Source organism: Peptoniphilus sp. BV3AC2 (assembly GCF_000478945.1).
GTDB classification, from domain to species: Bacteria; Bacillota; Clostridia; order Tissierellales; family Peptoniphilaceae; genus Peptoniphilus_B; species Peptoniphilus_B duerdenii.
Window position 1 is genome coordinate 100,266 of the sequence record NZ_AWXD01000007.1, and the last position, 21,120, is coordinate 121,385.

The 21,120-nt window shown below is 31.1% G+C and carries 15 protein-coding genes and 2 pseudogenes; 2 read left to right on the forward strand and 15 right to left on the reverse strand.

Annotation, left to right across the window (positions count from 1 at the left end; translation table 11 throughout):
* Window positions 1–23: 23 nt before the first annotated feature.
* The 8 genes and pseudogenes from HMPREF1252_RS01165 to HMPREF1252_RS01200 all read right to left on the reverse strand — a co-directional run bounded on the left by HMPREF1252_RS01165 (window position 24) and on the right by HMPREF1252_RS01200 (window position 10,520).
* Window positions 24–3,044 carry a type I restriction endonuclease subunit R gene (locus HMPREF1252_RS01165; RefSeq protein ID WP_023058966.1) on the reverse strand — a complete coding sequence of 1,007 codons (3,021 nt, stop codon included), beginning with the start codon at window positions 3,042–3,044 and terminating at the stop codon, window positions 24–26.
* Window positions 3,045–3,056: 12 nt separating this feature from the next.
* On the reverse strand, window positions 3,057–4,895 hold the full coding sequence (locus HMPREF1252_RS09835; RefSeq protein ID WP_023059060.1) for a restriction endonuclease subunit S: 1,839 nt from the start codon (window positions 4,893–4,895) through the stop codon (window positions 3,057–3,059).
* Complete coding sequence (locus tag HMPREF1252_RS01175; protein WP_023059107.1) at window positions 4,888–6,468, reverse strand: type I restriction-modification system subunit M; 1,581 nt, start codon at window positions 6,466–6,468, stop codon at window positions 4,888–4,890. Before HMPREF1252_RS01175 ends, HMPREF1252_RS09835 begins: the two co-directional genes overlap by 8 nt.
* 180 nt (window positions 6,469–6,648) lie before the next feature.
* A complete protein-coding gene (locus HMPREF1252_RS01180; RefSeq protein WP_023059049.1) occupies window positions 6,649–7,185 on the reverse strand; it encodes a flavin reductase in 537 nt (178 codons plus the stop codon).
* A 124-nt stretch (window positions 7,186–7,309) separates the two neighbouring features.
* A pseudogene (locus tag HMPREF1252_RS01185) lies at window positions 7,310–7,923 on the reverse strand (class I SAM-dependent methyltransferase).
* A gap of 448 nt (window positions 7,924–8,371) precedes the next feature.
* Window positions 8,372–8,797, reverse strand: a complete 426-nt coding sequence (locus tag HMPREF1252_RS01190; RefSeq protein ID WP_023059064.1) for a hypothetical protein — start codon at window positions 8,795–8,797, stop codon at window positions 8,372–8,374.
* A gap of 154 nt (window positions 8,798–8,951) precedes the next feature.
* Window positions 8,952–9,566 (reverse strand): hypothetical protein, encoded by a 615-nt coding sequence (locus HMPREF1252_RS09155; protein ID WP_023059018.1) that lies wholly within the window; start codon window positions 9,564–9,566, stop codon window positions 8,952–8,954.
* Between the two features lie 78 nt (window positions 9,567–9,644).
* Entirely contained in the window at window positions 9,645–10,520 is an 876-nt protein-coding gene (locus HMPREF1252_RS01200; RefSeq protein WP_023059052.1) for a LysR family transcriptional regulator, read from the reverse strand.
* A gap of 104 nt (window positions 10,521–10,624) precedes the next feature.
* Between HMPREF1252_RS01200 and HMPREF1252_RS01205 the strand changes: the two genes are divergently transcribed.
* Complete coding sequence (locus HMPREF1252_RS01205) at window positions 10,625–11,659, forward strand: YeiH family protein (protein ID WP_023058994.1); 1,035 nt, start codon at window positions 10,625–10,627, stop codon at window positions 11,657–11,659.
* Window positions 11,660–12,098: 439 nt separating this feature from the next.
* Here the strand turns inward: HMPREF1252_RS01205 and HMPREF1252_RS01210 are convergent, their stop codons facing one another.
* The 6 genes and pseudogenes from HMPREF1252_RS01210 to HMPREF1252_RS01235 form a co-directional block, all read right to left on the reverse strand.
* Window positions 12,099–13,769, reverse strand: a complete 1,671-nt coding sequence (locus tag HMPREF1252_RS01210; protein ID WP_023059043.1) for a retron Ec67 family RNA-directed DNA polymerase/endonuclease — start codon at window positions 13,767–13,769, stop codon at window positions 12,099–12,101.
* Window positions 13,770–14,152: 383 nt separating this feature from the next.
* Window positions 14,153–14,587: pseudogene (locus HMPREF1252_RS01215) on the reverse strand (very short patch repair endonuclease).
* Complete coding sequence (locus HMPREF1252_RS01220; protein WP_023059035.1) at window positions 14,587–15,672, reverse strand: HpaII family restriction endonuclease; 1,086 nt, start codon at window positions 15,670–15,672, stop codon at window positions 14,587–14,589. Before HMPREF1252_RS01220 ends, HMPREF1252_RS01215 begins: the two are co-directional and overlap by 1 nt.
* 5 nt (window positions 15,673–15,677) lie before the next feature.
* The gene (locus HMPREF1252_RS01225; protein WP_023059084.1) at window positions 15,678–16,721 is read right to left on the reverse strand and encodes a DNA cytosine methyltransferase; all 1,044 of its coding nucleotides are present in this window, start codon (window positions 16,719–16,721) and stop codon (window positions 15,678–15,680) included.
* A gap of 6 nt (window positions 16,722–16,727) precedes the next feature.
* Window positions 16,728–16,943, reverse strand: coding sequence for a helix-turn-helix transcriptional regulator (locus tag HMPREF1252_RS01230; protein WP_023059044.1), 216 nt, complete (start codon window positions 16,941–16,943; stop codon window positions 16,728–16,730).
* 445 nt (window positions 16,944–17,388) lie between these two features.
* Window positions 17,389–17,979: a hypothetical protein gene (locus HMPREF1252_RS01235; protein ID WP_023058974.1), complete on the reverse strand. Its 591-nt coding sequence runs from the start codon at window positions 17,977–17,979 to the stop codon at window positions 17,389–17,391.
* A 1,020-nt stretch (window positions 17,980–18,999) separates the two neighbouring features.
* On the opposite strand from HMPREF1252_RS01235, the gene HMPREF1252_RS01245 reads away from it, so the two are divergent.
* A complete protein-coding gene (locus HMPREF1252_RS01245; protein ID WP_238318178.1) occupies window positions 19,000–19,185 on the forward strand; it encodes a hypothetical protein in 186 nt (61 codons plus the stop codon).
* 255 nt (window positions 19,186–19,440) lie between these two features.
* Here the strand turns inward: HMPREF1252_RS01245 and guaA are convergent, their stop codons facing one another.
* Window positions 19,441–20,961, reverse strand: coding sequence for a glutamine-hydrolyzing GMP synthase (gene guaA / locus HMPREF1252_RS01250; RefSeq protein WP_023058952.1), 1,521 nt, complete (start codon window positions 20,959–20,961; stop codon window positions 19,441–19,443).
* Between the last annotated feature and the right edge of the window lie 159 nt (window positions 20,962–21,120).

Here is a 21,120-nt window from a genome sequence, read left to right on the forward strand (position 1 = left end):
TAACTCTCGTAATTAAAAATCTTTTAAATTCCTACAAATACTTCCACAATTTTTCTGATTTTATCCAGTACAGATTCTTTCTTCTTTTCTCTAGCTCCTTGCCTACGGGAAGTCGGTGGGATTAGTCCGTCGAGTTCATCTCCTGCAGACTCAACGTAACCTCTGCTTATAGCTTTTTCAATGAAGCGGTTAGATCCATCCTTCAACTTTTCTTCTTCTACAATTCTTTCGATGTTTTTTTCTTTTTCTTTCCTTGCAAATGCGTAGAAAGATTCCAAAATATCATCTGTATTTTTAAGTTCAGATAGTCTCGTATGATTTATAAAATCCATAACCAGTCCTTCTTTTGCTCTCGTGCCAAGACTGGATCTTATAACTCTTCTTACCTCTGCCTTTAGACTTTCTATATCGTTATTTTCTTTAGATTTTTCAAGAATTAGCGCTAAGATATAGTCCAAATTTATTTCGTCAGTCTTTAGAAGATCAATTTGGAATTCCACATCTGAGAAATCTATTCCAGTTTCACCTTCTGTCGATCTTGATTTCCTCAAAGAATTTTCTCTTATATCCACATAGACACTTCTCATATCTTGCATAAGTCTATCGGAAATTATATTGTCAAAGTTTTCGAACTCATCGAAGTTCTTTAAAATATTTTCTGCTTTTAAAAGTTCGCCAAATAGCTGTGCAAATTCTTTTTTGTCAGCATCTAGGACTATTTCTGTAGGATCAGGGAATTTCGCTACGATTTCTTCGCAAATATCTAAATAACCTTTGGTGATTTTGCCGGTTTCTTCATCGGTGAATCCATGCATATAATCATCATAGCTCTTTTCCAAGATGATATTCACACTATTTTCATCGCCGAAAGTTTTAATAGCATCCTGCGTCGCCTTTTCCAAATCTCTAAAACAAACTATGTTTCCAAAGGACTTAACCTTGTTTAAAATTCTATTTGTTCTCGAAAAAGCTTGGATAAGACCATGATATCTAAGGTTTTTATCTACAAACAAAGTATTTAAAGTTGGCGCATCAAATCCGGTTAAAAACATCCCCACTACGATTACTAAATCTATTTCCTTGTTCTTAACTTTTAAAGAAAGATCCTTGTAATAGTTTTGGAAGTCACTTCCTTCTGTAGAAAAATTGGTTTTAAAATATCCGTTGTAATCTTCTATAACCTTGTCCAAAAATTCTTTGCCAGTAAGTTCCATTGCAGAGGGATCGAAATTTTCCTCTGTTATTTCTCCAATAGCAGATTGTTCTTCATTAGGAGCAAAACTAAAAATCGTCCCAACCTTTAATCTCTTCTCTTCTGGAAGAGATGCTTGTTGTCTTGCAAACTCTTCGTAGTATAGTTTCGCAGCATCTATACTCTGTACAGCAAACATGGCATTAAAACCATTTATTCTTCTATGTTTTAAATCGTAATATTCATTTCTGTGAGTCTTCGTGTCAAATACTCTTAAAATATACTTGGTAATCTCTGCGATTCTCTCTGGATGTAGGAGCATCTTATTTTCAATCTTCTTTAGCTCACGCTCATCCTCTTCCATCTCAGCAGATTTGAATTTCGGAGTGATATTGTTGTAATCAACCTTGAATTTCAAAACCTTGCCGTCTCTAATCGCATCTGTGATTACATAAGAATGGAGCTGAGCTCCAAATATACCAGCAGTAGTCTCTCCATTTAGAGAATTTTCCGCAAATATAGGAGTGCCAGTAAAACCAAATTGGTAGTATTTTTTAAAAGATTTCCTTATATTTTTCTGAGCATCTCCAAATTGTGAACGGTGACACTCATCATAAATAAGCACACATTGCTTGTTATAGATTTCATGACTCGGATACTTCTTTACAAATTCATTTAGCTTTTGAATAGTTGTCACAACTATTCTATTGTCCGATTTTTCGATAGAGCGTTTAAGCTCCTTGGTATCCTTGCTTCCATTTACACTGTCCGGTTGAAATCTCTGATATTCTTTCATAGTTTGGTAGTCCAAATCTTTTCTATCAACTACGAAGAATACCTTATCTATAAAATCTAAATCAGTAGCAAGCCTAGCAGCCTTAAAAGAAGTTAGAGTCTTGCCAGAACCAGTGGTGTGCCAAATAAATCCACCAGCCTCTGCTCTGCCGAACTTCTTTGCTTCATAACTAGATTTTATCTTCCATAAGATTCTTTCAGTTGCAGCGATTTGATAAGGTCTCATGATGAGAAGAGTATCGCTAACATCAAAGACACAGTACTTAGTAAGCACCTCTAAAAGAACTCGCTTTTCAAAAAATGTTTTCGTGAAATCTTCTAAATCGCAGATGACTTTATTCTTTGCATCCGCCCAATCACAAGTAAATTCATAATTATCTTTATTCTTTGCAGTAGTGTTTGCAAAGTATTTTGTATAAGTTCCATTTGAAATTACAAAAATCTGTACAAACTTGTATAAAGATTTGTCACTGTTAAAACTTTCTTTGCTGTATTTGTGAATTTGATAAAAAGCATCATACAAACTCACTCCTCTTCTTTTAAGCTCAATATGCACAAGAGGAAGACCATTTACAAGAATAGTTACATCATAGCGATTGCTATGAGTTCCCTTTTGTGCAAATTGGTTTAGAACTTGAAGATAATTGTTAAATATGTTTTTCTTATCAATGATCTTTATATTTTTAAGAGTTCCATCGTCAAAAGTGAAATCGTAGATGTAGTTTTCTTGAATCTTTCTAGTTTTTTCGATCATTCCATCGTTAGGAGCATCCAAGTATTCAGTTAAAAATCTATTCCATTCAGAATCAGAAAAAGTAACGCCATTTAATCTTTCAATCTGAGCCTTTACATTTCTATACATTTCCTCTTTGGATTTAAACTTCACATGCTCGTAGCCTTGGGAAACTAAATTTTCAATAAGTTTCCTTTCGAGATCCGCTTCACTCTGGTATCCAGGATCCCTAACATCCAAATCTTTTTTATAATTAGCAAGGATAATCCCGTTAGGCATCTCTGCAATAGTAGATGTATTATAATTTACAATTATATCGGACATAATAACTCCTTTCTATCTAGGAAAATCTAAAAGTTTCTCTCTGTAGTACTCATATTGTTTCTGTCTTAGCTCAATTTCTTTAGGTAATCCTTCGTTAATATCGTTTATTAAACTATCGAACTTATCAAGAATAGAAACCACATACTCTTGAACATAAAGTGGTGGGACTAAAATAGGATAATTTTGCAAAATATCTTTATTGAGCCCGCCCCTACTTCCATCTCCTGAAGATGATTCTCTTAATTTAATATATTGTCCCTCTAAGTAATAATATAAATAATCATTAATTATTTTTTCTTTAGGAACTAAAGTTGCTAATGATTGATTTGTGCAAAGATTTATTTTTACCCTTGCAACCAGACCTCTAGTTTTACCTTGTCCTGCTAAAGCTATCACTGTAGAATTTGATGGAACCATAGTTGCACTTGAATTATCATAACCTTTTTTCGTTATGAATTCATTTGTATTATAAATAGTTTTTTTATTTACTTCTCCACTACTCATCCATGGTATATTACCATTTTCCCAATATTCTTTTTTTCTTTTAGTTGGTGTGCCTCCTAAAATAATATTTGTAACATCCTTAAGCTTTTTTAAATTGACTTTATCTAAATTCGTTCCTACAATATCGCAAGCTTCTTTTATCACGGTAAAGTAGCTACTAGCTATTAATACTTGACTTGACTTGACTTGTATCATATTTTCATCAAATGTCAAGAGTTTTTCTCTGTAAAATTCATATTGTTTCTGTCTCTGTTCTATTTCTTGTGGCAACAAACCTTTAGTTTCAGAAACTAAAAATTGAAATTTATCTAGGATTTCTACAATTATGTTTTGTATCAATATATTCGGTAATGGGAATTTTATATTTTTAACCATATCACTAGTTAGTGATGGAATACCAGTATTGACATAGTTAAATTTGTATTGTTGTAAAAAATAGTACAAAAACTTAACATTTAATTCCTCATTTTTAGGAATTAAGCAAAGCAATCTAACTATTGGATAATAAGGTTCGTTTCTTAAACTCACATAACCAATCGTTCCTCTTGCAGATATTGTAACACTATCTTCAAAAACTTTTGCTGTATCTGTATATCCATATAATGAATTTTCATCAGTGCCATTGCTATATATTGGAATTTTATATTTTTCATTTTTAACTTTTGAATAGTTATTTTTCGGTACATCAGATCCAACTATTATATTTACTAAATCTTGTAGTTTAAAATAATGTAATTTTCTAAATATATCATTTTTATAAAAATCCTTTGTAAATCTAGTAAGATAATCTTCGCTTAAAAGTTCGTCTCTATAATACTCATACTGTTTAACTCGAGCTTGTAACTCAGCCTGTAACTCAACCTGTAACTCAGTTACACATTTTGTAAATTTATCAAGTGTTTTTACAATTTTTTCTTGAGTTTCTATTGGTGGAATTGGTATTTCAAAATTTTCAATCATAGGTTTTCTGATAGATTTTACAGTTGCAGAAACAGCAAACTTAGTAATGTATTTTTTGAAATTTTGTTTCATATAATGATAAACGAATCTAGTATTTATTTTTTGATCAGTTATATGAATTCTATAAGCTCTTTGATGCAACGCATATTTTCCTATAACATAATGAAATACCTCTCCTATGCCTCCTTCACCCGGTATAATAATTGCAGTTTCGTCAAATTCATAGGTTTTAATTTTTTTTATATCTTTAGATCTAACATAAAAAGGATATTCGCCACTCTCATCTTGTTCATTAGTATTAGATTTACCAGTTCCTATTTCTGAAACATCCCCAAGTCTCTTCCACTCTACCTTTTCACCTTTTAATAGTTCATCTATCTTACTCATCTTCAAGCTCCTTTACTATTTCATTTATAGAAGCTCTTAGTTCGTCTATCTTCTTTACCGTCTCTTCGATTTCTCTATTTAAGACTACTATGTCTATCTTTTCTCTGGTGTCCTCTTTTTCTACATAGGTTGACACTGATAGGTTGTAATCATTTTCTACTATTTCTTCTACCGGCACATATCTTGAAAAATATTCTTTCTCTTCTCTATTTCTAAATTCTTCTACTATTGTATCGATATTTTTCTGTTCCAAGATATTGTTGTTGGTTTCTTTTTTAAATTCCTTGCTTGCGTCTATAAATAGTATTTTATTTTCTGTTTTATTCTTAGCCATGACAAGTATGCATGTGGCTATAGATGTTCCAAAGAATAAATTTTCCGGTAATTGTATTACGCAGTCGATGAAGTTGTTGTCTACGAGGTACTGTCTAATGTTTTTTTCTGCGCCTTTTCTATAAAATATTCCCGGAAAACATACGATTGCTGCTCTTCCCTTGCTAGATAGATACGCCAGTGAATGTAGTATAAATGCGTAGTCCGCATATGATTTCGGTGCCAATCTACCTGCTGGTGCAAATCTCTCATCTGTAATTAGAGTTGGATCTGCATCTCCTATCCATTTTATTGAGTATGGTGGGTTGGAAACTATTGCATCGAACGGTTTTTCATCCTTATGTTGCGGTTGAAGTAATGTATCCCCTCTCTTTATGGAGAAGTTGTTGTAGTTTACGTTGTGAAGGAACATGTTCATACGAGCTAGGTTGAAATTGGTCATATTTATTTCTTGACCGAAAAATCCTTCGTCTATGATATGCTCTTCGAATTGTTTTTTCATCTGTAAAAGCAATGACCCGCTCCCGCATGTAGGGTCGTATACCTTGTTAATACTGGTTTTGCCGTCCATTACAATCCTTGCCAACAGTTTTGAAACTGTCTGTGGCGTGAAGAATTCTCCTCCGGACTTGCCTGCGTTGCTTGCGTAGTTTGAGATTAAATATTCGTATGCGTCGCCGAATGCATCTATGTCATTCTTTTGAAATTCTCCGAAGTTTATCTCTGCTATTCCTGTTAAAATATCTGCCAGTCTTTTATTTTTTTCAGGAACATTTCCTCCGAGTCTGTTGCTCTTGGTATCCACATCTTCAAACAGTCCTTTTATGTCGTCTTCTGATGGATATCCCACTGCACTTCCTTCTATGGCTTTGAATATATTTGCAAGATCTGTGTTTAGATTTTCGTTGGTTCTTGCACCTTTACAAACATTTACAAAAAGCTCACTTGGTAAGATAAAAAATCCCTTGTCTTCTACTGTTCCTGGTCTGAAATCTCTCTCTGCTTCTTCGTCTGAGAGATCTGCATAATCAAAGTCTAGATCTCCTGCTTCATGCTCTGCACTGTTGAAAAATTCTGTTATATTTTCGGAAATAAATCTATAGAATAAAATTCCGAGTATGTACTGTTTGAAATCCCAACCATCGACAGCTCCTCTTACATTGTCTGCAATCGCCCATATCTTTCTATGTAACTCTGCCCTTTGCAATGATTCATTGTTCTGATTTTCTAAATTTGACATATCTTACCTCACTTTATTAAATAATTTCAAAAAAAGTTAAAAATTTTATTATATCATAATTATAACACTATAGAATTATTTATCTAGTTTTATGCTATTATGTGAAAATATTTTTTTATCTAAATAAGTTTTTTGCAACAAAAAAGCACCTAACAATGTCAAGTGCTTATATGTTTTCTCTTATCTCTTATCCACCACGTCTATTATTTCTCCTACGAACACTATATGCGGTTGCCAGCCTCCTTTGAAATCTGGATAGATTTTTGGCATTGAGGCGTAGTATTCTTTTACTTTCGGTGCGAGGTTTTCTTTTGAAAATTGGTGTTGGTAGAGTTTTTTACATAGAAATGTTAAGTTTGCTTCTTTAAATGTTACACTCTCTCCCATTTGAATTGGTGTTAGTCCTGCTGCTTCGTCCTTGTTGCCTTCCCTTCCTGAATGGGATCCCATGTATCCCAAGGCTTTTTTATAATTTTTCGGATAAAAACTTACGGTGAATGTGTCAGAATTATTTAAAAATTCGCTGGTGTACCTCGCTGGATGGATGTAAACTGTCACGATTAGCAAACTTTTATTTCCATCGCCCCAGATATTTCCAAGGCTTCCCCAACTGATTGTGCAGCTGTTGTGGTGCTCCATCGTTCCTGCTGTGACAAGTCCCCAATCTTTGTCAAACATTTCAAATATTTTGTAGTCTTTTGTTTTAAAGTTTTCCATGTGTTGCTCCTGTTTTTTTTATTATTTTGTATATACCCGAGTTGATTTTATTTTCACTCTACTCTACTGAGACCATACCTATAAAAGAAAAACACCTACTTTTGCAGATGTTTTCGTGAGTTTTTTATAATTTCCTAGCCAAAAATGCTAGATGATATTTCTCGTTCAGTTGATATTCGCATTTAAAACCAATCTTAGTCAATGTTTCTGTGAGATATTCAGGAGAATATACTTCAAAATCTAGCATATCCGCCCATTTTTTTATATTTTTATGTTCTCTATATGCTCCTTCATTGCATATTAAAAACTGACCACCTTTAACTAAAACCCGATGAATTTCCCTAAAAGATACTTCTATATTCTTCCAAAAATAAATGGTTTCAAAGGCTGTAACTATATTTATGGATCCATCTTCAAAAGGTAACTTAGCCACATCTGCTTCAATAATTTTACACCTGCCATCTCTTATAGCTTCGCTATTTACTGAGCTTGCGATATCGACACTTGTTTTAGAATAGTCCATTCCATATACTTTTTTAGCCTTCGTTAAAAAATATTGAACATTACGTCCACCGCCGCATCCTAGATCTAAAACTACATCTGAGGGTTTAATTTGTAAGAATGATCTTCCCCATTTCGCCAATTTTTCGTGACCCATGTTCATTCCTTTGACCATAAATCGACCGCCAAAATTATTTTTTGGTTTTTTTACTATTTTCTAAAAAAATTTTTTAACATTTCGCTCTCCTATTAATAACTGTTATCAATGTTATTTTATCACAATTTTTTATTGTAAAATTAATGTATTTTTGAAAAGTTTTAAATGAAATTCAATGTAATTTTTAAATGCTATCCGGATAGCATCTGTTTTTATTTTTTGGTTGAGATACTTCGACTCGCAACGCTTACTCAGTATGACAAGAGGAAAGGATGCTCATAAGTATGACAAGGGGGAAGGATGCTCATAAGTATGACAAGGGGGAAGGATGCTCGTATGTATGATAGTCGGTAGAGTTATCATCGTGAGTATGAAAGTCGGATGAATTATGCTAAGTCACTTTGAACTAATTTAGATCTCTTTTGGTTTTATATTTTCTAATGCTATCCGGATAGCACCAATTCTTTTCTTTATGCTTTGAATAACTTCAATTTTTTTCATGCTATCCGGATAGCGTGATAATCATTATTAATTATCCTTAAACATATTCATTCCCGTTTCTTTATTATAAACTTGAACAAATGTGGTCCCATATGCTTCAATCGTAACTTTTAATTCATCTTTATCATTTTCTTTCATATCAATTGTATTTATTTCGTCAAATTTAACAAATTTTAATATTGGGCTTGTGCCTAAAAATATGTTGATTCCCTTTTCTGTAAATCCTTGGAAAAATACAGATGTGTAGAACATCATCGTCGCTATTAATGCTATTAAGTATCCGATTACGGTGTTATCGAATCTATAACATAGGTAGCTTCCAACGATCAATAGCGCTACAACCCCTATCATTTCCTTAGATTTTTTCTTAACTTCAAGTATATTTTTTCTTTTGTGCTTGTAATTTATTATTGTCGGTACTAGAAACATTATAAGTACAAGTATTTTTATCAAATAACTTCCCTCCTGTAAATTATTCATTTGATAAATTGAAGTTTTTATTAATTTTTATTATAGCATAATTATGTTTTTTAATATTAGTCTGCTCAACAAAAAAGGATAAGCAAGTCGCCTATCCTATAGTTTAAATATTTATTTTTCTCGTAATTTATTTATAAATCCAAGTCTCTGTCTTTTCTACAAATCCATTGACAAATTTATTCTTGAGCCTCATTGCAATGGGATCTACATCGTCAGCCTCAAATACAATCGTCTCATATTTACAGAAGAGAGCATGACAAAGGGCAAGCAAAAAATCGTCTCCTGCACTAGTCTCTTCACAGAGTACATAAGCTATTTCATTATCCTCTACAAAGGCAAAATTTTTCTCATCAACAAAATAAACTTCATTTGGTAAAATTTCCACAAATTCTTCAAAGCTCGCTGTCAATGGATTAATCGCCTGATGCATTTTTTTGTAATGATTATAATAATTCCAAGAAAACTCACGATTTTTAACTGTCGTCATAATTTTCGTATCACTTGGTACAATTTTCAAATCTGAAGAATAAAATTCACATGAATAACAAGTACGCACAAGCTTAAAACCATTTTGCAAAATAAAATTCCTCTTTAAATCATCCTTGTCCTCCAGCATAATCTGAAGAGGTGCACCGAATTTATCAGCAATTGCACGAAAAGATAGCATCGGGCTTATGTCTCCATTTTCAAAATCAATATAAATATTTTTATTGTGAAAATCATTTCTATGAGTCGTTAACATATATTCTCCTCTAATAAAAAAATAAAACTATATTTTTCTTTACCTATCTTAGCCTAACCTAGTACTATGAAATTTTTTCTAATAAAAAGCTTCAGCTATTTGTAAATACAAATCAGTAAATATTGAATTTTTTCTGGCAACAAGGGATAAATCATGAACTAGATTGAAATCTTCTAGGTCCACAACCATGAGAACACCTTCTTCTAGTTCTTTTTTTACACAAGATTCAAAAATAAAACTTATGCCACAATCTGACCTGAGCATTTCTACTATGGAACGCATATTATTTATTTCTATGATATTTGCAAAATCTTTCGTATCAATATTGTCCATGCTTAGAAAATTTTTTAATATAGCTAAGGTACCAGATCCGTCTTCTCTAATAATAATTCTTTCATCTAATAAGTCTGTTAGCTTTTTTACTTGTTTTTTAAACTTGTGGTCCTTGTGGCTGATGCAAACAATCCTATCGCTTTTGTATTTTTTTATGAAATAATCACTAGATTTTATAAATCCCTCTATAATGGCAAAGTCTATCCTCCCACTATCAATATCACTTAAAATCTCATCCGTATTTTCATAATAAATATGGAAATCACAAGAAGGTTTTTCTTTAATCAAGGCTATAAGCTTATCCAATATTAGATATTCTCCAACCGACCTAGTAAAACCCAAGGAAATTTTTTCACTCTTAGCTTTTTTCTCAGTTAATATCATCTTCAACTTATCTTGATCATTTGACATAGAAAGCAAAGCAGATTTTAGAATCTTGCCCTCATCTGTTAGACACAAATTCCTCTTACTTCTATAAAAAAGTTTACAATTGTAATAGGTTTCTAGATATTTAATATGAGTAGATATGGCTGGCTGTGTTATATTAAGGCTTTCAGCAGCCCTTGTAAAATTCATATATTTACATACTTCCAAAAAACTTTCTATTCTAAAATCTAACATAGTATCCTCCACATATATCATAATAAATTTTTATCATATAGTAAATAATTATAATTTTACATTATATTTATTTATTATATAATAAAAAAGTGAAAGGAGAATATATGATAAAATCTATAGAAAAAAATATAAAAGGGATTATTCTCTGCCTTATAATTGCAATAATATCCCAGATAATCGGCAAAAAAATCCCACTAGTAGGCCCAGCAGTCTTTGGTATTCTATTTGGAATGATTCTAGGTCAAATTATAAAAGACAAAAAACCTTATATGGGTGGTGTGAGATTTACATCAAAGAAAATCCTTCAATATGCTGTAATCCTCCTTGGGTTTGGTCTTGATCTTGGAATTGTTTTAAAAACTGGTAGACAATCACTTCCAATCATCATATCTACCATATCAACATCACTTATAATCGCATACCTAGCCTACAGAACTGGGCTCATAAAAGGAAATATTGCAACACTTGTTGGTGTTGGATCATCAATTTGTGGAGGCTCTGCAATTGCAGCTGCCGCTCCAGTTATAGATGCAGATGAAGATGAAATAGCCCAAGCCATATCTGTTATATTCTTTTTTAATATCTTAGCTGCTATTTTATTTCCAAGCCTAGGTCGTATGATTGGATTTTCTACTACCGATGGTCATGCCTTTGGTATATTTGCAGGATCTGCTGTTAATGATACCTCATCAGTTACAGCATGCGCATCAACATGGGATACAATATTTAATCTAGGTAGCCAGACACTTGACAAGGCTGTAACAGTAAAATTGACTAGAACCCTAGCAATAATTCCAATATGCTTAGGACTAGCCTTCATTAGGATGAGAAACGCTGAGCAAGAAGCTAATAAAAAAATATCTATAATACAAATTTTCCCATTCTTTATAATCTACTTCATCCTTGCAAGTTTGATTACAACCATAGCCCTAGCCAAAGGAGTAAATATTGAATTTTTCAAACCCTTTAAGGAATTATCCAAATTTTTTATTGTAATGGCAATGTCAGCTATTGGTTTTAATAGTGATATAGTAAAACTATTAAAATCAGGAGCTAAGCCACTAGCCTTAGGAGGAGTGTGCTTTATATCAATCACATCCATAACCCTAATACTAGAAAAAGTTCTAGACATCTTATAATCTTTTAGAAACTGACTCCAAAAGTTAGCAATAAAACATTTTATTGTCGCATTATTTATTTGCTAAATCATGTACAATATCTACGCGCAAAAAGACCGCAGCTTGAAACTACGGTCTTATTTTTTCTCCTCATGTAAACCACTTGGAACTATTATTCAGTTTATTCTTTTTTACTTTCAGTACGATTTGAGTACCAGTAGCCATTTTTCATTCTCCTTATAGCTTGTAATTAAGCCATTTTAAAAAATTTTGCGATTACTCCCATTCGATATGTCAATTGATTTCATTTTGTATAAATGGCGTAAAATCAGGGCTTTTATTATCAAATTTAGACTTATTATCCAATTTATTTCTGTTTATCTGATTTTTTGCAAGCATATTGCAAGCACGGATATTAATTTTATACTATCCCTATATATCACACTTCATTTAATAAATTTTATATTAAGCTATCTATTGAATCTAAGATTGGCAAAAAATTACTAAAATCAACTTCATTGTAATGTTCCATAATATACACTGAAAATATATGTTTCCCAAAATATTTTTCAGAATCATCTTCTTCATTTCTACAGAATTTTTTTCCATTAATAATTACATTTAAAACCTCTTTTTGATATAAATCTTCGATTTCACACTCCTCTAAACCATTAGCAAGTGGAATTGTCTGCAAAAATAAGTTGGCTTTTAATTGTTTAAAAATTTGTCCATCATCCATCTTAACATCTGAATATGTTAAAAATTTCTTTAGCGGTCTATCACTTTTTTGTTCATTATCAAATAATAGAATCACAGGATTAACTTTATTTGAAGACTCAGCTTGGTTCTTCTTTTTCATATATTCATATATGTTTTCATAATTATTTTTTCCACTATAAAAGTTCCAAATATTTTTCATGGTATCAGCGCCATCACCTGAAATACCTAAAAAATAATTTAATCGTTTTGTTTTATTTAGAAAATATACCTTGAAGTCATATTCCCCATCTGCAACCTTAGTAATAAAATTTGGATATCTATCACAATACTTCATTAACGCAGACTTAATATGCAAAATATCTGTTTTCCCTTCTGTCACTATAGTTGGTTTATTTGGTCTAAAAAAATACTTGTAAAATAAAAAATACTGATATTGCTTTTCTCTGGCATTCAAACCTGAAATAAATTTCTTATTTGTTTTTTTCTTTGTTGTTCGATACTCTAATTTATTGTTTAACCAATCTAATTGATTTATAAAAGAGAACCGTCCTTCCAATTGATTTATGGTTCCATCTTTTCCATCTATTAGAAAACTATTCGTTTTATACAGTTGATTAGCCATAGCTCTAGTATTTTTTATAAATTTTTGACTAGCATTTATTTTATTATTTACAGTTAATCCAGTCACTTCTTGTTTTGAAGAACAGTATTCTAATCTAGTTTTATTTTGATTTATTTCAAACCCATTCTTTCCAAGAAGATCTGATAACTCTTGTATAAAATTAAGATATTCTTTTTCAAACACTTTGTTATTAGTAGAAAAACTCATATCATCAGCATATCTTGTATAATTCAATCTATATTCTTTTGCTAATGCTAAAATTTGGATATCCACAATATTAAAAATCAAATTTGAAATTATAGGAGAAGTTGGTGCTCCTTGAGGTAATTTTCCCTTATAGCAAACTAACTGTGCAATTATTGTAGCTATTTCTTTCGAAAACATAAATTCTCGACTTTTATAGAAATAACCCTGCACTCTTCCAAAATTAAAAGACGAAAAGAAATCTGAAATATCTACATTCAATAAATATTTTTTATTTTTATGCCTATAAGCATTTGTTATTATACTTTTATTCTTTTCAAAACCATGAGATACATTTGTTTTTATTCCGTTTTGAGTCATATAGTCACTATGCATTTGATACAACTTTTCGCTTAATTTTCTTTGAATCCATTTTAGCTTATCTTTAGGTGTATCAATAACTCTAGATTCCCCATTTTTCTTCGGAATCTCAAATGATACATATGAATTTTCTATTCCTGTTTTATACAACACATAAGTAATCTCTTTAAGATCAACACTTATCAATCTAGCTAATTCTTTTCGTGCAATTTTATAATCATTCATAACAATAACAAAGCGTGTGGTTACTCTTTATGTCAAATTCATACAAAAATCATATATAAATAAAAAGGAATTGACGAGCGAGACAAACAGACCTCACATTTAAATCAACGCTTGCGAAACACAAGCAAAAACTCTAACCACACGCTATTCTTAGAATACCTCCTTTTTTCAGATTTGGCAACAATTCTTTATTATAGTAACTAAAAAATATTCTTATTCAATGTATAAATCAATTTAAGTAATATTGTATTATATTTCTTCTATCAATTAAAATTCTTAGTTGCTTAAGAATACCTTATAAAAATCATACAACGCAAAAGTAATTTGAAATTTATATCAGCATAATCCTCTCATTTATTATCAATTTATAATGATTTACCTCTTTATATGTAATTCGTAATTGCATATAAGATATTACAAAAGTGTTTTTCTAAAAAATCCTCATCTTTCATCATCTGTTTAATTTCGCAACCCCAAACAACAATTACTTTAATGCACATCCTTTCAAGTTTGCTGTAGTTTTGCTTATCTCTTTCAACATTCCCTTCCAATTTCTTTTTCAAAAAATCATGATTATTCTTAGGGATGGATGAATACCTGCAATTTTCATGCATGTGCCGAAAGCAACCGTTTACAAAAATAGCAACTTTGTATTTAGGAATATATAAATCAGGACTTCCAGGCAACTCCTTATAGTTTAATCTATATCTGAACCCCTTATATCACAGAAGTTTTCTCAGGAAAACTTCAGGTTTTGTACTTTTACTTTTCACTCTTGCCATATTTTGACTTCTGGTCATGGGCTTCTTTTTCTTCATTATCTGAATCTCACCTGCAAATTTAAGTTAATAAAATCTTCCCCGTTCTCACTATATATTTCTCCAAAACCATGCCTTGAAGTGGATGCCGTTTCATATTTTGTGTTCTTCAATAAGTATTCTTCAAAGTAATTTCTGTTGTATATATGATATGCAAGAACATTGCCTTCCTTTGTAACTACAATGTATCCTCCTGTAGCCTCATCTAAACCGTCCCAAACTGTAGCAGGCTTCATGCCCAATGCTACAGCTGTCAGGAATTTCTTGAACTTATACTTATAAGCATTTACATTACCGTAGTTCATAGGATTTTCACGTTCAAGTTTTGTAACCATATCATCACAATTGCTGATTCCGTCTTTATAAAAGTATAAAAGAGTTTCGGCTATAATTCTGTCCATATTGCTGTCAATCAATACTAAATTATCGCTAAAAGTCTGATTATTCATTTTCCAATATTTCAATTGTCCGTTTTCGTCAATTATTTTATTGATACGCCCTCTGACATCCGTGTGATTTTTACCTGCCGATACGATATATATTTCATTTGCTTCTCGAACCAGGTCGGGATAACTGTGGATGATTTTATAAATAAAGTTTGTGGTTTTCCCTGCATTTAACAGAGTAGGGGAAGAACCCAATTCTGATTTTATTGAAAACCCTACCGTAGGGCTGTATCCAGTGTTTATATCGATTATTTTAATTGTGATATCACTTTTGTCCGTCGCAGGTGCCGACAGCTTATAACACAAAATTTTATCCATAAAATTCTGCGTTTTTTCTACTGAAAATGCTCCTTTTGAAGCTTTACTGTTAATTTCGTTCAATAGATATTCAGATTCTGTTTCAAATTCTGTTGAAGGCAACTCTTTTACTTTTGATCCGTTAATATATATTGATATTATTTCTCCAGCGGTATATTCTTTAATTTCACCTTTGTTTTCTTCTCTAATTATTCTAATAATAGGAAAATATACATCCTCCAATTTATTCAATTCACTGTCGGCTGCATATATCTTTCCGTCAGCCAAAAGTCTTAACAAAACATATATTTCCGACCATTCTCCTTTATTCCCTGTAAGCATTAACACTACCTCCATGCAAACTCTAATTGTTCATAATATTCTTTATCTTGAAAAATATCTTCAATTGTAACACCTTCCAATTGCTTTTTAATATTTTTCGCAATTGCTTTTATTACAGGAACAGTTACTGAATTTCCAAATTGTTTATAAAGATGAGTATCAGCAACAACAAGTTTAAAATCATCTGGGAAACCTTGTAGTCGTGCCCATTCTCTAGGTGTCATTTTCCTAATATATTCTCTATTTATTCTTCCTTTTATGTGAGTTACAGGTTTAAAATCAGTTAATCTCTTGTCTATTATTAAGTTTCTTTCTCTTCCCATTCCGCCACATACTATAGCTCCAGCAATGGAATTTACATCTCTTATTTCAAATCCAAAACCATTTCCCTTTGCTTTGTGTCTTTGCTTATGTTTCCTTAAAGATTCAAGATAAACATCAGACAAATAATATTTAGGAGAAGTCTCTTTTTCTTCCATAATATCAGCTATAACTTTAGTATCGTCAGTTTTTTCTGGAAATATAAATTTATTTGGGGATATATCTTCTCTAAATGCAACTATATATATTCTTTCTCTATTTTGTGGAACTCCAAAATCTTTACTATTGATAACTTTGTAAAAAACTCTATAACCCAAATCATTTAATGTTTTTTTAATAATTTTAAATGTTTTACCTCTGTCATGATTTACCAGGTTTTTTACATTTTCACAAAAAACAACTTTAGGTTTATGAAACTCCACTATTCTTGCTACATCGAAAAATAAAGTACCTCTTGTATCTTCAAAACCTTTTTTTTGACCAGCTAACGAAAATGCTTGGCAAGGAAATCCAGCTAATAAAATATCATGGATAGGTATATCAATTTCATCGATTTGTGTTATATCCCCAAAAATTTTAGGTTTTTCTCCAAAATTAGCTATATATGTTTCTTGAGCTTTCTTATCCCATTCAGATACAAAAACTGTTTCTATATCATTACCAAATGCTTGATCAAAACCAAGCCTAATTCCACCTATTCCAGCAAATAGATCTATTGATTTATACATTGTTAATCACCTACAATACTCTACTATATCTTCAACTTTACACTCAAGAACATAACAAATCTTTGCTATAGTTTCTAAGTCAATTCTTTTAACTTTATTATTACAATAAGAATTAAGTTGTGTCCTTTGAAGATTTGCTTCTTTTTCCAATTTGTTTTTGCTTATATTTTTTTCTTCTAAAACCTGGTCTATTTTAAAAATAATTTTCCCAAAGTTTTGCATAAATTTCTCTCCCTTGTCATTTTAAAAATCGGCAGTTCATTTGAATATATTATATCATATTTTAAAAACTTCTTACAGGTATAAGATTTATAACAACGATAAATAAATAAATAAATAAATATATATATATATATTTAAACATTTTTTGTGATTTTTTTATCTTACTTAAAAAAATACACATAATTAATATCTGACATACATCTTGTTGTCCAGATTTAATAAGCCTTTCCAATCATTTTTATTAATATTTCTTACTTTTAGTAAAAACAAATCTATTTATACTTAGGATTATAAATCAGTCTATGAAATGATATAAACTCAAGATTCTATGTTTCTCAATATTAATCACAAAACCAAATTTTTAAAAAAAATACCATATATGAACACTATCTCGACTTGAAATTCAGCTGATATGTTTTGAACTAGTCTATCAATCAATCTTTCATTAATATTGTTTTAGAAACTCTAATAAAAGAGCTTCGCTATCCTTTCCATCATTTATTAAAATATCTCGTATTATTTCTAATTTTAAACCTTGACCACTTATAACATTCTCTGAATCATATGGACCATGGATATCTCCACTTGTAGGGATTTCCACTTCATTTATCCACCAATTTTCAATTTTTCTATAAATTTCAATTACTTCTACTAGATATTTTACCTCATCATCACTAAAGCCTTCACTCAAGCATAACATCAGTTCATGAACAATCTTATTTCTAAATTTTCTTAATTTATTAAAAGATAAATAATTTTCATATGAAACAGCGCCAACCGTAATAAACCACTTAAAAGATGCATTCTCTATATGATCATCAAGTTTTCTGACATTTTCTTTATACTCTTCTGACTCATGAACGATAATATTCCCATCTTTAAATTCTGTATGATTGCAAAAAAAAGATTTTGGCAAATCTATTAATGAATCTTTCAAGTACTCATAGTACAAAACATATAAAGATGCAAAATGAATATTAGACTTTAACCTTTTTTCATCCAACACATTTAAAATCTCTTCATAACCTCTTTCCATAAAAATCTCCTCAGGGCACAGCCATAATAAATAATATAGAACAGATATTATTCAACTCTACCTTATACTTTACTTACAATATTATTCTTCAGTTTCAAAATTAGCCAATATTTATTATATAACAGAATCATGATAGCATAATTGACAACTCATACAATTACAATGGTAAGTAAAATTATGATTTACAGAATGTCATTCCCTAATCCCATTCTTCTTTTCCAAACGTACAATATATCCCAAACCATTCAAAATACTAGGTTCTATTTTTTATAGTACCAATAAATCTTACTAATTATAGGACGTTTTCAAATTTTTAGTCCCGTCCCAGCCCCAGTACCAGAAAAAAATAATTATTTATAGCTATTCTATATAAATGCACAAATACATCTAGCCAATAATAAAAATAAAACTATGCCAAATATTCTCATTTGAATTTCTGCTTTTCATTATTCAAAAAATCTCAAAAAACAATATTTTTTATAAAAGTAATTAGGTTACTAAATCTAAAACTATTTAAAAAAAAATATTATAGTAAACGGGTATATTTTTATTAAAAAATACTTACACGTAATGGTTCCATTTAATACGCGTTTCAAAATAAAGAACAAGTTTAATAAAGATAGCAGAGTAAAGATTGCCAGTAACCATATAAAAATCTTGTTGGTAATTTTTGAAAATGTATTCATCGTTGTTCCAACGTCCCAACCAGTGTATTGGGAACTATTCAGAATTGCAAAACCATATAACGGTATAAAAAATAATAAAAATAAAATTATTCTATCAATATATTTTTCTGCTGTTTTATATCTCATAATCCCCTCTCCTAATAAAATTTTAATAGCCAACATTTAAAAAAACATCTTCTATAAATGTAATTATTGTATCATAAAAATTTTCACTTTTGCAAAAATATGTAATAAAGTCTCTTGTAATAATTCAAATATATAAAATAGCCATAATGATCATGAACCTAATTCTATTTTTGAAATAATGCATATAATTTTTGATTATGAAAAAGACATGAAGTTTAGACCGTTGGCAGATGATGGAGAAATTACTGGACTTTTATCAAATGATGTTGACTTCAATAATTTTCTTATAGAATGGAATGAGATGAGAAAAAAGCATTACAACGATGAAATAACAGACGAAGAATTTGAAGATTGGAAGCTATCTTATCCCAAAAAATCAAGATTTTTAAAATAAGTATATGTATACAAAAAGACCGCAGTTTTAAACTACGGTCTTATTTTTTTGTCCAAATGTAAACCACTTGGAACTATTATTTAGTTTATTCTTTTTAGCTTCCAGTACCATTTGAGTACCAGTAGCCATTTTTCATTCTCTATATAGCTTGTAATTAAGCCATTTTAGAAAATTTTGCGATTACCGAAAATCGCAGTTTCACTGCTCTTCGCGCTCTGCGCTATTTTTCGGGTAAAACTCCCACACAGGGGAGTTTTACTCCCATTCAATGGTTGCTGGTGGTTTACTTGTGATATCGTAGACTATTCTATTTATATGTTCTACTTCGTTTACTATTCTCACTGAGATTTTATCTAGTACTTCGTATGGGATGCGTGCCCAGTCTGCTGTCATGAAGTCGGTGGTATTTACTGCTCTTAGTGCCAATGTGTAGTCGTAGGTTCTGAAGTCGCCCATTACTCCTACGGATCTATTGTTGGTTAGGACTGCGAAGTATTGGTTTGGATGGTTTTCTAATTTTGCTTTTCCTATTTCTTCTCTAAAGATATAGTCTGCGTCTCTTAGAATGTCTAATTTTTCTTTGGTTACTTCTCCTATTACTCTTATTCCTAGTCCTGGTCCTGGGAATGGTTGTCTATTTACTAAGTATTCTGGTAGGTCTAATTCTCTTCCTAGTCTTCTTACTTCGTCTTTAAATAACATGCGTAGTGGTTCTATTATTTCTTTGAAATCTACAAAGTCTGGTAGTCCGCCGACGTTGTGGTGACTTTTTATTACTGCTGCGTCCCCTATTCCTGATTCGATGATGTCTGGGTAGATGGTTCCTTGTGCTAAGAAGTCTACTGATCCGATCTTCTTGCCTTCTTCTTCGAATACTCTTATGAATTCTTCGCCGATTGCTTTTCTCTTTTCTTCTGGATCTACTACGCCTTTTAGTCTTTCTAAGAATCTCTTTTCTGCGTCTACTCTTATGAAGTGCATGCCGCTATCTTTGAATGCTGCTTCTACTTCGTCTCCTTCGTTCTTTCTCATTAGTCCGTGGTCTACGAAGATACAGGTTAGTTGTTCGCCTACTGCTTTTGAAAGGAGTGCTGCTACTACTGATGAGTCTACTCCTCCGGATAGTGCTAAAAGTACTTTTTTGTCGCCGACTTTTTCTTTTATTTCTTTTAGTTGTTTTTCTGCGTAGTTCTTCATGGTCCAGTTTGGTTTTGCTTCGCAGATGTTAAATAAAAAGTTTTCTAGCATCTTGAGTCCATGCTCTGTGTGATTTACTTCTGGATGGTATTGCATTCCGTAGAGTTTTCTTTCTACATTTGCCATGGCTGCTATTTTGGTGTTCTTTGTTCCTGCTATTTTTTCAAATCCATCTGGTAGTTCTACTACTTGGTCAATATGGCTCATCCATGTTATTTGGTCTTCCTCTAGGTCTTTAAATAGTTTTGAAGAATTATCTACCTTGGTTTCTGTCTTTCCAAATTCTTTTTCTTTTCCCTTTACTACTTTTCCGCCCAATGTCTGCGCCATTATTTGCATTCCGTAGCATAGTCCTAGTACTGGGATTCCTAGTTCATATATTTCTTTTTCTATTTTCGGTGCGTTTTCTAGGTATACTGAGTTTGGTCCGCCGGTAAATATTATTCCTTCTGGTTTTAATTCTTTCGCTTTTTCAAGTGCTTTTGTATATGGAACTACTTCGCAGTACACGTTCATGTCTCTTACTCTTCTTGCGATTAGTTGATTGTACTGTCCTCCAAAGTCTGCTATTATTATCATTTACACCCTCCTATTAATTATATATATTATAATTGTTTTTTATGCTTCTTTTCAAGCTTAAAGATTGGAATATACTTATTTGATTTTTTATTTTATATTTTCCTATAAATTTTAAAATTTTACAAGATAAAATAAAAAACACTTTGATTTATTTTCAAT